This is a genomic window from Aquincola sp. J276, from assembly GCF_024700035.1.
GTDB lineage: Bacteria > Pseudomonadota > Gammaproteobacteria > Burkholderiales > Burkholderiaceae_C > Aquincola > Aquincola tertiaricarbonis.
Genome location: NZ_JAJONC010000001.1, coordinates 2,970,416 through 2,982,032, shown reverse-complemented (window position 1 = coordinate 2,982,032; position 11,617 = coordinate 2,970,416). Strand labels below are relative to the sequence as shown.

Below are 11,617 nucleotides of genomic sequence, written 5' to 3'. Positions count from 1 at the left end.
GCAGGGCCAGCATCGCGGGCTTCGGACTGCCGCCGGCGGATGGCCGGCATGGCAGGCGCCTAGCGGGCGCCCTTGCCGGTGAGCACCACGGCCACGGTTTCGAACAGGATCAGCAGATCCAGGAACAAGGTGTGGTTCTTGACGTAGTACAGGTCGAACTGCAGTTTCTCCTGCGAATCCTCCACCGTGGCGCCGTAGTGGTAACGCACCTGCGCCCAGCCGGTCACGCCCGGCTTGATGCTGTGGCGCACCGCGTAATAGGGAATCTCCTGCGTGAGTTTCTCGACGAAGAAAGGACGCTCCGGCCGGGGACCCACGATGCTCATTTCACCCTTGAGCACGTTGAACAATTGCGGCAGTTCGTCGATGCGCAGCTTGCGGATCACGCGGCCGACCTTGGTGATGCGGTCGTCCGCTGCGGTGGCCCAGCGCGGCTTGCCGTCCTTTTCGGCGTCGTTGCGCATGCTGCGAAACTTGACGACGTCGAACGATTCGCCATTCAAGCCCACGCGCTGCTGCCGGTAGAACACGGGGCCCGGGCTTTCCATGCGGATGAGCAGCATGGTCACCAGCATCACCGGTGCGGACACCACCAGCAACACGGCCGCCGACAAGATGTCGAACAACCGCTTGACCGCGGTGCGGAAAAAGCCCTGGTCAAACCCATCGCCGAAAATCAGCCAGCCGGCGTTGACGTAATCCAGCCGCAGCTTGCCCAGCGTTTTCTCGAAGTGGGTGGAGATGTCGGACACCCGGATGCCCTTGATCTTGCAGTCCAGCAGGTCGCGCAGCGGCATGTTGCCGCCCCGGCGCTCCGTCACCGCCACCACGATTTCGCTCACCCCGGCATTCAGCGCGGCGGCGGCCAGGAATGGCCGCTCAGCATTTGCGAAGGCGGTACCGCTACCTGCTGCTCGTTCGGCGCCGGGAAATAACCGACGATTTCCGCCGACGGATCGGAGGCGCGCAGGGTTTCACCCACCAGCTTGGCTGCCGGGCCCGAACCCAGCACCAGGATGCGTGAACGCGCACGGGCGTGCTTGCCGGCATGCGCCGCGTACACGCGGTGCACGATCACCGCGGCCACGGCGCTCATGGCCGCCAGCGGCAGGAAGGCCGGGCTGCCCACTTCCACGGGAAGCAGCGAAAACATGGCATAGGCCAGCGGCAGCGCAAAAGTGCGGCCAGCCCGGCGCGGGCCAGGCTTTCGGTGAAGGAGCGGTTGTGGGTTTGCTGGTAGAAGCCCGACGCGATATTGATCACGAAGGTGCAGGTGGCCAGCGACAACCCGTGGGTGGCCGTCATCGACAGCAGGAATTCACTGTGCTGCCGGCCGACGACCATGGCGGCCATGACAGCGGAAACAATCAATCCGTAATCGAACAACACCTGCAGCAACAAGCGCCGGTGAATATAGTGGTTGAACAAGCGGATCACGGAAACACCCCCCAAGAACGTCTGGTCGGTTCTGCTGGCGCCGGCGGAGGCGCGGACAGCGCGGCCACGTTACCGATGTGTTGCCAACAATATGTGTCAAGTAGCGCAGCAGCTGCGATGCAGCCCGCTTTTTGCGTAGTGCCCGTGCGCCGACGGAGCGCTGTTGCGGCTTTGCGAACTTGTTGTAGCAGCATGAAATGGCCGTAACTACCCCCTAAGAGGGTGCCCTTTCGGGGGAGGTCCACCATGATCGGCGCGCGGCGCGGATGTTGCAACGCAGCACAACGCGTAGCAGCCTGCCGCGCGCACTTCGCCACGCAAGCGGCAACCGGTAAATTGGCGTGATGGCAACACGGACCGGCATGCCCACGATCACGCGACCGCATCTGCGGCGTCTGCGGCAGATGTGGCGCTCGGCCGGCTGGCCCTGCCAGGACCTGATCGAGGCGGAATTGCTTGCGCTGCAACTGCTGGAGCGGCTGCTGGACGACCAGGGGCGGGTGACGCTGCGGGTGACCGACGCCGGGGTGCAGGCGATCGCCGCCTCGCTGCATGCCAACCGCGCCGCGCGGGACGCGCACGAAGAGCTGGTCGCGCGAGTGGCGCGCAGCATGCGGCACCAGGGCCGCATCACCTGGCGCCGGCTGAGCCTGCGCGCGCGGGTGGACGATGCCTGGATGCTGTGCCAGCCCGACGTGTTCTCCCTGCGCCAGACCACCGTGGAAGCCTACGCCGAGCCGGTGGTGCACGAGATCAAGGTGCGGCGTTCCGACCTGCTGTCCGACCTGCGGCAGCCGGCCAAGGGCGCCGCCTACCTGGCCACCGCCTGCCAGTGCTGGTACGTGCTGCGCGAGGGCATCGGCACCGCGGACGAGATTCCGGCGGCCTTCGGCGTGATGCTGGCGGGTGACGGCGGCATCGAGATCGCCCGCCCCGCGCCGCACCGCCCGATGACGGTGCCCTTTGCCACCTGGATGGCGTTGGCACGCACCAACGCCGACCCGGCGGAGGACGATGTGCAGGCTTGGCTGGGCGACGACGGCGGCGCGGGGCCGGTGGACTGAGGCAGCACGGCGCGGACGCCGCTCCGTTTCCCCACCGGCGGTGCGGCGGGCCCTTCGGATATCGGCAGCGACCCATCGTCCGCAAGGCCGACTGCGGGCGGAATGCCAGCTGCCGCGCTCATAATGAGAATCATTCTTGATGCGATTTGCCTTGGAGCTGTTGTGCAGTCTGTTCCTTGTTCCCTGAGCGCCCTGTCGTTGGCCACCCTGGCCCTGGCGTCGGCCCTGACCTCCACCGCGCAGGCGCAGGAGGTGCAGCAGGTCATCATCAACGCCAGTGCCGACGCCTCGGCCGAAGGCCTGAAGGCGCCCTACGCCGGCCGCCAGGTGGCGCGCGGTGGCCGGCTCGGCCTGTTCGGCAACCAGGACGTGATGGACACGCCGTTCAGCCAGACCAGCTACACGCAGGAGCTGATCCAGAACCAGCAGGCCGCCAGCATCGGCGACGTGCTGCGCAACGACCCGACCGTACGCGTGGCGCGCGGCTTCGGCAACTACCAGCAGCTGTACCTGATCCGCGGCTTTCCGGTGTATTCCGACGACATGGCCTACAACGGCCTGTACGGCCTGCTGCCGCGCCAATACCTGGCGGCCGAGCTGATCGAGCGGGTGGAGGTGCTGCGCGGTGCGAACAGCTTCGTCAACGGCGTGGCGCCCACCGGCAACGGCGGCGGCCTGGGCGGTGCCATCAACGTGATGCCCAAGCGCGCCCCCAATGAGCCGGTGAATCAGGTGACGGTGGGCGTGGAAAGCGGCGGCCAGGCCTACCTGGCGGCCGACGTGGCGCGACGCTTCGGCCCCGACAAGAGCACCGGCCTGCGCCTGACCGCCGTGCGCCGCGACGGCGACACCGCCATCGACGGCGAGGACCGCGAACTGGGCCTGCTGGGCGTGGGCCTGGACTGGCGCAACCGCGACGTGCGCGTGTCGGCCGACATCGGCTACCAGGACCAGCAGCTCAGCGGCACCCGCCCCAGCGTGACGCCCGGTACCTACATTCCCAAGCCGCCCGATGCCGCCGGCAACTTCGGCCAGCCGTGGACCGTGTCAAACGAGCGCGACACCTTCGGCACCCTGCGCGCCGAATGGGACCTGGCGCCGCGCACCACCGCCTGGCTGGCTGCCGGTGCGCGCAAGGGCAAGGAATACAACGACCTGGCCGGCGTGACGGTGACCGGCGATGGCGGCGCCACCAGCGTCTCCCGCTTCGTGAACGTGCGTCGCGACGACATCGCCACCGGCGAGCTGGGCCTGCGCCACGAGCTCACCACCGGCAGCGTGAAGCACCAGCTGGTGGCCTCGGCCTCGTTGTTCACCGCCAAGGAGCGCAACGCCTACGTCTTCCAGGGCCCCAATGCAGCCAACAGCCTCTATGACCCGTTCACGGTGACGCCGCCTTCCACGCACAGCTTCACTGGCGGCACGCTGGACGACCCGCACGTGGTGGGCCGAATCCGCACCCGCAGCCTGGCGGTCGCCGACACGCTCTCGTTCGCCGACGACACCATCAAGCTGACGCTGGGTGCCCGCCACCAGTCGATCGAGACCCGCGGCTACGACTACAACACCGGCGTGCAGAACGCCTACTACGACGAGAGCAAGGTCACGCCGATGGCCGGCCTGCTGGTGAAGTTGTCCAGACAAGTGTCCGTCTACGCCACCTATGCCGAAGGGCTGGTCAAGGGCGAGGAGGCATCGGCGTCGTACATCGGCCCGGACGGCAACCAGACGCCGGTGGACAACCAGGGCGAGATCTTCGCGCCCTACGTCACCAAGCAGGTGGAGCTGGGTGCCAAGATGGACCTGGGCCGCTTCGGCGGCACCGTGGCGCTGTTCCAGGCGAAGAAGCCGGTGTCGGGCGTGGTGGGCACGCGCTTCGTCGGCTCGGCCTACAAGCAGACCAACCGCGGCATCGAGGCCACGGTGTTCGGCGAAGCCACTCGCGGCCTGCGCCTGCTGGGCGGCGCCACCTACCTGCACACCGACGTGCAGGACAACGACGCCGTCGGCGCGCCGAAGTGGCAGCTCAACGCCAATGCCGACTGGGATGTGCCCGGCGTGCCCGGCCTGGCGCTCACCGGCCGCGTCACCTACACCGGCAAGCAGTACGCCAACGCGGCCAACACGCTCACCGTCAAGTCGTGGGCACGGCTGGACGTGGGGGCGCGCTACGGCTTCACCGTGGCCGAGCGTGCCGTCACGCTGCGCGCCAACATCAACAACCTGACCGACCGCGACTACTGGGCCTCCGTCGGCGGCTTCCCCGGCGCCAACTACCTGGTGCTGGGCGAGCCGCGCACGCTGGTGCTGTCGGCCAGCGTCGACTTCTGAGGCACGCCATGCTCAGCACCCGCGCCATCCGCGGCTGGCAGGCGGTGCACACCTGGTCCAGCCTGGTGTGCACCGTGTTCATGCTGCTGCTGTGCCTGACCGGCCTGCCGTTGATCTTCCACCACGAGATTGGCCACCTGCTGGGCACCGAGATCGAGGCCGCCGAGATGCCGGCCGACGCGCCGCGCGCCAGCCTGGACGAAGTGATGGCCCTGGCCGGCCAGCGCTACCCAGGCAAGCAGGGCATGTTCGTCTCGCAGGAGGAGGACGACGACCGGGTCTGGTACGTGACGATGTGCGAGCGGCGCGATTCCAACGACAACCTCAAGCAGGTGGCGGTGGACGCCCGCACCGCCCACGCGCTGGGCGATCCGCCGCTGGACAGCGGCTTCATGTGGGTGATGCGCTCGCTGCACATCGACCTGTTCGCCGGCCTGCCGGGCATGCTGTTCCTCGGCCTGATGGGCGTGCTGCTGCTGGTGGCCATCGTCTCGGGCACGGTGCTGTATGCGCCCTTCATGCGCAAGCTGCGCTTCGGCGACGTGCGGCGCGACCGCAGCCCGCGGGTGAAGTGGCTGGACCTGCACAACCTGCTGGGCATCGTCACGCTGGTGTGGTTCACCGTGGTGGGCGCCACCGGCGTGATCAATGCCTGGTCGGATCTGCTGGTGAAGTACTGGCAGGCCACGGAGGTGGCGCAGATGGTGGCGCCCTACGCAGGCCAGCCGCCGCTGGAACGGCCCGGCTCACTACAGGCCGCGGTGCAGGCGGCCAAGGCGGTGGCGCCCGGCATGAAGGTGGCCTTCGTCGCGTTTCCCGGCACCAGCTTCGCCAGCCCGCACCACTACGGCGTGTTCCTGCGCGGCACCGATGCCGTCAGCAGCAAGCTGCTCAAGCCGGTGCTGGTGGACGCGATGACCGGCCAGGTGACCGACAGCCGCGAACTGCCCTGGTACCTCACCGCGCTGCTGATCTCGCAGCCGCTGCATTTCGGCGACTACGGCGGCCGCCCGATGCAGATCCTGTGGGCGGTGCTGGACGTCATCACCATCGTGGTGCTGGCCAGCGGGCTGTACCTGTGGGTGGTGCGGCGCCGCCAGGCGCGCGTGGCCGACGGCAAGTTGTCTATGCAAGCCGACGGAGCGGCCTCATGAGCGCCCCCGTAGGGCCAATCTGGCGTGCGCCCATCGTGCTGGGCGTGGTCACTGCGGTCGGCCTGCTGTCGGGCCTGCTGGGCGACGGCGCCTGGGACGCCGTGGCCTGGCTGGGCCTGGGCGTTCCCAGCCTGGCCTGCTGCTGGTACGGGCTCAGGCGGTAGCTGCCAGCGCCTGGTCCAGGTCGTGCAGCAGGTCGTCGATGTGCTCGATGCCCACCGACAGCCGCACCGTGTCTTCGCCCACGCCGGTCTTGGCCAGCTCTTCCGGTGACAGTTGGCGGTGCGTGGTGGAGGCCGGATGCGTGGCCAACGACTTGGCGTCGCCGATGTTCACCAGCCGGGTGAAGAGCTGCAGCGCATCGAGGAAGCGCGCACCGTCGGCCCGCTTGTCGCCCGAGGTGCCCTTGACGCCGAAGGTCAGCAGGCCCGAAGCCTTGCCGCCCAGGTACTTGCGGGCCAGCGCATGGTCGGGATGGTCCTCCAGGCCGGCGTAGTTGACCCAGGCCACCTGGGGATGCTGCTTCAGGTGCTGGGCCACGGCCAGCGCATTGGCGCTGATGCGGTCCATGCGCAGGGCCAGCGTCTCGATGCCCTGCAGGATCTGGAACGAGTTGAACGGCGAGATGGCCGAGCCCATGTTGCGCAGCGGCACCACGCGCGCGCGGCCGATGTACGCGGCCGGGCCCAGCGCTTCGGTGTAGACCACGCCGTGGTAGCTCACGTCGGGCTCGTTCAGGCGCTTGAAGCGCGCCTTGTGCTGCGCCCACGGGAACTGGCCTGAATCGACGATCGCTCCGCCCACGCTGGTGCCGTGGCCGCCCATGTACTTGGTGAGCGAATGCACCACGATGTCGGCGCCATGCTCGATCGGGCGGCACAGGTAGGGGGCTGGGCACGGTGTTGTCGACGATCAGCGGCACGCCGTGGCGGTGCGCCAGCTCGGCGATGCGGGCGATGTCCGTCACGTTGCCGGCCGGGTTGCCCAGCGACTCGACGAAGATGGCCTTGGTGCGCTCGTCGATCAGCGGCTCGAAGCTGGCCGGGTCGCGGTGGTCGGCAAAGCGGGTGTCGATGCCGTACTGCGGCAGCGTATGCGCGAACAGGTTGTAGGTGCCGCCATACAGCGCGGTGGACGAGACGATGTTGTCGCCCGCCTCTGCGATGGTGAGGATGGCGTAGGTCACCGCCGCCTGCCCCGAGGCTAGCGCCAGCGCGCCGATGCCGCCTTCCAGCGCCGCCACGCGCTGCTCCAGCACGTCGGTGGTCGGGTTCATGATGCGGGTGTAGATGTTGCCCGCCACCTTGAGGTCGAACAGGTCGGCGCCGTGCTGCGCGTTGTCGAAGGCGTAGGCCACCGTCTGGTACAGCGGCACCGCCACCGACTTGGTGGTGGGGTCGGGTCGGTAACCGGCATGCACCGACAGCGTCTCGAACTTCGGCTTGCGCTCGCTCATGGGTCTACTCCATTTGTATCCTGGGGTATGAGCGTAGCGGCGGGAAGCGGCCTGCGCATATGCGCAGAACGAGGAAGCGCATGCGCAATGCTTCGTTCATCGCGCCGGGCGGAATCTCTAGAGTCGGGCGCATGTCTGCAGTATTTGCTCCCACTCCTGCCCGCTCGGCCGCTTCCGGCCGCCTCGAGATCCGGCCGCTGGATGCGCCGCTGGGCGCCGAGGTGCTGGGGCTCGACCTCTCCCGCCCGCTGGCCGACGACGACTTCCAGCGCATCCACCGCGCGCACCTGGACCACCATGTGCTGGTGTTCCGCGACCTGCAGATCACCCCGCAGCAGCAGATCGACTTCAGCCGCCGCTTCGGCCCGCTGCAGATCCATGTGCTGCGGCAGTTCCAGCTGGCCGGCCACCCGGAGATCCTGGTGGTATCCAACATCAAGGAAAACGGCCAGCCGATCGGCCTGGGCGATGCCGGCCACTACTGGCACTCCGACCTCTCGTACAAGGAGCTGCCCAGCCTGGGCTCGATGCTGCATGCGCAGGAGCTGCCCAGCGAGGGCGGCGACACCCTGTTCGCCAACCAGCACCTGGCCTGGGAGCGCCTGCCCGAGGCGCTGAAGGAGCGGGTGGCCGGCCTGCGTGCCGAGCACCACTATCTGGCCAAGTACGCAGAGCTGCAGCAGCGCAACCCGTGGCGGCCCAACCTGACGCCAGAGCAGATCGCCGAGGTGAAGCCGGTGGTGCACCCCGTGGTGCGCACCCACCCGGAGACCGGTCGCAAGGCGCTGTTCGTCAGCGAGCACTTCACCACCCGCATCGTCGGCCTGCCCGAGGACGAGAGCCGGGCGCTGCTGGACGAGCTGTTCAAGCTCACCACGCTGCCCGAGCTGATCTACCGCCACGTGTGGCAGCCGCATGACATGGTCTTCTGGGACAACCGCTCCGTCACCCACCTGGCCGCCGGCTGCCCCGACCACCTGCGCCGCCGCCTGAACCGCACCACCATCGAAGGCACCGCGCCCTTCTGACCGGGTACCCACATGCTGCTGAAGAAACTCCTCGCCGCCACGCTGGCGGCCGGCCTCTCCCTGGGCGCCGCCACCGCCGCCCACGCCGAAGGCCAGATCCGCATCGCCGAGCAGTTCGGCATCGTCTACCTGCTGCTGGACGTGGCCAAGGACCAGAAGCTGATCGAGAAGCACGGCAAGGCCCAGGGCCTGGACGTGAAGGTCGAGTTCGTCACGCTGTCCGGCGGCGCCGCGGTGAATGACGCGCTGCTGTCCGGCTCCATCGACGTGGCCGGTGCCGGCGTGGGCCCGCTGCTCACGCTCTGGGACCGCACCCGCGGCCGCCAGAACGTTCGCGGCATCGCCTCGCTGGGCAACTTCCCGTACTACCTGGTGAGCAACAACCCGAACGTGAAGACCATCGCCGACTTCACCGACAAGGACCGCATCGCAGTGCCGGCGGTGGGCGTGTCGGTGCAGTCGCGGGTGCTGCAGCTGGCCTCGGCCAAGCTGTGGGGCGATGCGCAGTACAACAAGCTCGACAAGATCAGCGTGGCGGTGCCGCACCCGGAGGCCACCGCGGCCATCATCAAGGGCGGCACGGAGATCACCGGCCACTTCGGCAACCCGCCGTTCCAGGAACAGTCGCTGGCCGGCAACCCGAATGCGCGCATCGTGCTCAAGAGCTACGACGTGCTGGGCGGCCCGGCCTCGGCCACGGTGCTGTACGGCACCGAGAAATTCCGCGAGCAGAACCCGAAGACCTACAAGGCCTTCGTCGCTGCGCTGGACGAGGCGGCGCAGCTGATCCGCGGCAACCCGGAGCTGGCGGCCGACATCTTCATCCGCACCAACAAATCCAACGTGGACCGCAAGCTGCTGCTGTCCATCATCAAGAACCCCGAGGTGCAGTTCAAGCTGGTGCCGGAGAACACCTTCGCGCTGGCCGAGTTCATGCACCGGGTGGGCGCCATCAAGAACAAGCCCGCGTCGGTGAAGGACTACTTCTTCGACGACGCGCACCTGGCCGGTGGGCATTGACATGACGGCCGCCACGCTGCGCACCGGCAGCGCGCCGCCGCAGGCCCGGCCGCCGGTGCGCCCGGCCAGCCATGACCAGGCCGCCCCGGCCGGCGCCGGCGATGCCCTGCTGCAGGTGGACGGCGTGACGCTGGAATACGCGACGCGCGAGCGGGTGGTGCGCGCCACCCACCGGGTGAGCTTCGACGTGCACCAGGCCGACCGCTTCGTGCTGCTCGGCCCCTCGGGCTGCGGCAAGAGCACGCTGCTCAAGGCCATCGGCGGCTTCATCGCGCCACGCGAGGGCGAGATCCGCCTCGATGGCCAGGCGGTGCACCAGCCGGGCCCGGACCGCATCGTCGTGTTCCAGGAATTCGACCAGCTGCCGCCGTGGAAGACGGTCAAGGCCAACGTGATGTTCCCGCTGCTGGCCTCGCGCAAGCTGGGCCGCAAGGAGGCGGAGGAACGGGCGCTGGACTGCCTGGCCAAGGTGGGCCTGTCGAAGTTCGCCGATGCCTATCCGCACACGCTGTCGGGCGGCATGAAGCAGCGCGTGGCCATCGCCCGCGCGCTGGCCATGCAGCCCAAGGTGCTGCTGATGGACGAACCCTTCGCCGCGCTGGACGCGCTGACCCGCCGCCGCATGCAGGAAGAGCTGCTTGCGCTGTGGGACGACGTGCGCTTCACGCTGCTGTTCGTCACCCATTCGATCGAGGAAGCGCTGGTGGTGGGCAACCGCATCCTGCTGCTGTCGCCGCATCCGGGGCGCGTGCGCGCCGAGATCAACAGCCACCAGTTCGGCCTGCACAGCCTGGGCGGTGCCGACTTCCAGGCCACCGCGCAGCGCATCCACGGCCTGCTGTTCGACCAATGAGCATGCTGCAGCCTCCGATCCGCGCCGAGTACGAGCGGGAGCCCGAAGCCCTGACCGACGCGCCGGCCGAGCGCGCGCTGCCGCTGGCGCAGCGCATCTGGCAGCAGTCGGCGGTGCGCAAGGCGGTGATCCTGGCGGTGCTGGCACTGCTGTGGGAGCTGATCGCGCGCTGGCAGGACAACGACCTGCTGCTGCCCACCTTCAGCCAGACCGCGCAGGCCTTCATCACCGACCTGCGCAGCGGCGAGCTGCTGACCAAGGCGCGCATCTCCATCGGTGTGCTGCTCCAGGGCTACCTGCTGGGCATCGCCACCGCCTTCGTGCTGACCACGCTGGCCGTCTCCACCCAGCTGGGGCGCGACCTGCTGGGCACCCTGACGGCGATGTTCAACCCGCTGCCGGCCATCGCACTGCTGCCCCTGGCGCTGCTGTGGTTCGGCCTGGGCAACGGCAGCCTGATCTTCGTGCTGGTGCACTCGGTGCTGTGGCCGCTGGCGCTCAACACCTACGCCGGCTTCCAGGGCGTGCCCGAGACGCTGCGCATGGCCGGCCGCAACTACGGCCTGCGCGGGCTGCGCTACGTGCTGCTGATCCTGGTGCCTTCGGCCCTGCCGGCCATCCTGTCGGGGCTGCGCATCGGCTGGGCCTTTGCCTGGCGCACGCTGATCGCGGCGGAGCTGGTGTTCGGCGCCTCCTCCGGCCAGGGCGGCCTGGGCTGGTACATCTTCCAGAACCGCAATGAGCTGTACACGGACCGTGTGTTCGCCGGCCTGGCCATGGTCATCCTGATCGGGCTGGCGGTGGAAAGCCTGGTGTTCGACACCCTGGAGCGCGTGACGGTGCGGCGGTGGGGCGTGCAGCGCTGACGGGCGCGGCACACTCACGGCATGCAAAGTTCCGATCGCCTGCTGGTGGCCTGCCTGTGCGCGGCCTGGTGCGGCACCTGCCGCGAATACGAAGCCGCCTTCGAGGCCGCGCGCGCGGCCGACGGCGGCGCCGCCGACTGGGCCTGGATCGACATCGAGGACCACGACGAGGTGCTGGGCCCGCTGGACGTGGACAACTTCCCCACGCTGCTGATCGCCCGTGGCGACCAGGTGCTGTTCTACGGCACCGTCACGCCGCACCTGCAGACGCTGCAACGGCTGCTGGCCAATGCGCGCCAGGGCGACTTCCAGCCGGTGATCGACGCTCAACTGGCCGGCCTGCCAGCCCGGGCGCGGCCTTACTTGAAATCCGAATAAGGGTCGAACGAACAATTCGTTCCTTGCAGG

At 68.5% G+C, this 11,617-nt stretch carries 12 protein-coding genes and 1 pseudogene; 9 read left to right on the top strand and 4 right to left on the bottom strand.

Annotated elements, in window-relative coordinates:
* Positions 1 to 59: 59 nt before the first annotated feature.
* Genes LRS14_RS13715 through LRS14_RS13705 form a run of 3 tightly spaced genes read right to left on the bottom strand, consistent with a single transcriptional unit; the run spans position 60 to position 1,437 of the window.
* Positions 60 to 842 carry a TIGR03013 family XrtA/PEP-CTERM system glycosyltransferase gene (locus LRS14_RS13715; protein WP_257799901.1) on the bottom strand — a complete coding sequence of 261 codons (783 nt, stop codon included), beginning with the start codon at positions 840 to 842 and terminating at the stop codon, positions 60 to 62.
* An 8-nt stretch (positions 843 to 850) separates the two neighbouring features.
* On the bottom strand, positions 851 to 1,096 hold the full coding sequence (locus tag LRS14_RS13710) for a hypothetical protein (protein WP_257799899.1): 246 nt from the start codon (positions 1,094 to 1,096) through the stop codon (positions 851 to 853).
* Entirely contained in the window at positions 1,093 to 1,437 is a 345-nt protein-coding gene (locus LRS14_RS13705) for a hypothetical protein (protein ID WP_257799898.1), read from the bottom strand. The genes LRS14_RS13710 and LRS14_RS13705 overlap by 4 nt, the downstream gene beginning before the upstream one ends.
* A 344-nt stretch (positions 1,438 to 1,781) precedes the next feature.
* Between LRS14_RS13705 and LRS14_RS13700 the strand changes: the two genes are divergently transcribed.
* The 4 genes from LRS14_RS13700 to LRS14_RS13685 all read left to right on the top strand — a co-directional run bounded on the left by LRS14_RS13700 (position 1,782) and on the right by LRS14_RS13685 (position 6,150).
* Positions 1,782 to 2,501 carry a hypothetical protein gene (locus LRS14_RS13700; RefSeq protein WP_046113263.1) on the top strand — a complete coding sequence of 240 codons (720 nt, stop codon included), beginning with the start codon at positions 1,782 to 1,784 and terminating at the stop codon, positions 2,499 to 2,501.
* A gap of 198 nt (positions 2,502 to 2,699) precedes the next feature.
* The gene (locus LRS14_RS13695) at positions 2,700 to 4,832 is read left to right on the top strand and encodes a TonB-dependent receptor (protein WP_310740827.1); all 2,133 of its coding nucleotides are present in this window, start codon (positions 2,700 to 2,702) and stop codon (positions 4,830 to 4,832) included.
* An 8-nt stretch (positions 4,833 to 4,840) separates the two neighbouring features.
* Positions 4,841 to 5,986 (top strand): PepSY domain-containing protein, encoded by a 1,146-nt coding sequence (locus LRS14_RS13690; protein WP_257799896.1) that lies wholly within the window; start codon positions 4,841 to 4,843, stop codon positions 5,984 to 5,986.
* Positions 5,983 to 6,150, top strand: a complete 168-nt coding sequence (locus tag LRS14_RS13685) for a hypothetical protein (RefSeq protein WP_257799895.1) — start codon at positions 5,983 to 5,985, stop codon at positions 6,148 to 6,150. Before LRS14_RS13690 ends, LRS14_RS13685 begins: the two co-directional genes overlap by 4 nt.
* On the opposite strand, the pseudogene LRS14_RS13680 reads toward LRS14_RS13685, so the two are convergent.
* Positions 6,140 to 7,442: pseudogene (locus LRS14_RS13680) on the bottom strand (O-acetylhomoserine aminocarboxypropyltransferase/cysteine synthase family protein). The gene LRS14_RS13685 and the pseudogene LRS14_RS13680 overlap by 11 nt on opposite strands.
* A 131-nt stretch (positions 7,443 to 7,573) precedes the next feature.
* Here LRS14_RS13680 and LRS14_RS13675 point away from each other — a divergent pair.
* Genes LRS14_RS13675 through LRS14_RS13655 form a run of 5 tightly spaced genes read left to right on the top strand, consistent with a single transcriptional unit; the run spans position 7,574 to position 11,587 of the window.
* Positions 7,574 to 8,470 (top strand): TauD/TfdA family dioxygenase, encoded by an 897-nt coding sequence (locus LRS14_RS13675; protein ID WP_257799894.1) that lies wholly within the window; start codon positions 7,574 to 7,576, stop codon positions 8,468 to 8,470.
* A 12-nt stretch (positions 8,471 to 8,482) separates the two neighbouring features.
* Positions 8,483 to 9,490, top strand: coding sequence for an ABC transporter substrate-binding protein (locus LRS14_RS13670; RefSeq protein ID WP_046113257.1), 1,008 nt, complete (start codon positions 8,483 to 8,485; stop codon positions 9,488 to 9,490).
* A 1-nt stretch (position 9,491) separates the two neighbouring features.
* Complete coding sequence (locus LRS14_RS13665; protein WP_083440557.1) at positions 9,492 to 10,343, top strand: ABC transporter ATP-binding protein; 852 nt, start codon at positions 9,492 to 9,494, stop codon at positions 10,341 to 10,343.
* Complete coding sequence (locus LRS14_RS13660; RefSeq protein WP_257799893.1) at positions 10,340 to 11,209, top strand: ABC transporter permease; 870 nt, start codon at positions 10,340 to 10,342, stop codon at positions 11,207 to 11,209. The genes LRS14_RS13665 and LRS14_RS13660 overlap by 4 nt, the downstream gene beginning before the upstream one ends.
* A 21-nt stretch (positions 11,210 to 11,230) precedes the next feature.
* Positions 11,231 to 11,587 (top strand): thioredoxin domain-containing protein, encoded by a 357-nt coding sequence (locus LRS14_RS13655; RefSeq protein ID WP_046113255.1) that lies wholly within the window; start codon positions 11,231 to 11,233, stop codon positions 11,585 to 11,587.
* The last annotated feature ends 30 nt before the right edge of the window (positions 11,588 to 11,617 follow it).

Coding starts and splice junctions, on each gene's coding strand:
- LRS14_RS13710 (WP_257799899.1), bottom strand. CDS start 1,096: ATGAGCGCCGTGGCCGCGGTGATCGTGCACCGCGTGTACGCGGCGCAT.
- LRS14_RS13700 (WP_046113263.1), top strand. CDS start 1,782: ATGGCAACACGGACCGGCATGCCCACGATCACGCGACCGCATCTGCGG.
- LRS14_RS13690 (WP_257799896.1), top strand. CDS start 4,841: ATGCTCAGCACCCGCGCCATCCGCGGCTGGCAGGCGGTGCACACCTGG.
- LRS14_RS13685 (WP_257799895.1), top strand. CDS start 5,983: ATGAGCGCCCCCGTAGGGCCAATCTGGCGTGCGCCCATCGTGCTGGGC.
- LRS14_RS13675 (WP_257799894.1), top strand. CDS start 7,574: ATGTCTGCAGTATTTGCTCCCACTCCTGCCCGCTCGGCCGCTTCCGGC.
- LRS14_RS13670 (WP_046113257.1), top strand. CDS start 8,483: ATGCTGCTGAAGAAACTCCTCGCCGCCACGCTGGCGGCCGGCCTCTCC.
- LRS14_RS13665 (WP_083440557.1), top strand. CDS start 9,492: ATGACGGCCGCCACGCTGCGCACCGGCAGCGCGCCGCCGCAGGCCCGG.
- LRS14_RS13660 (WP_257799893.1), top strand. CDS start 10,340: ATGAGCATGCTGCAGCCTCCGATCCGCGCCGAGTACGAGCGGGAGCCC.
- LRS14_RS13655 (WP_046113255.1), top strand. CDS start 11,231: ATGCAAAGTTCCGATCGCCTGCTGGTGGCCTGCCTGTGCGCGGCCTGG.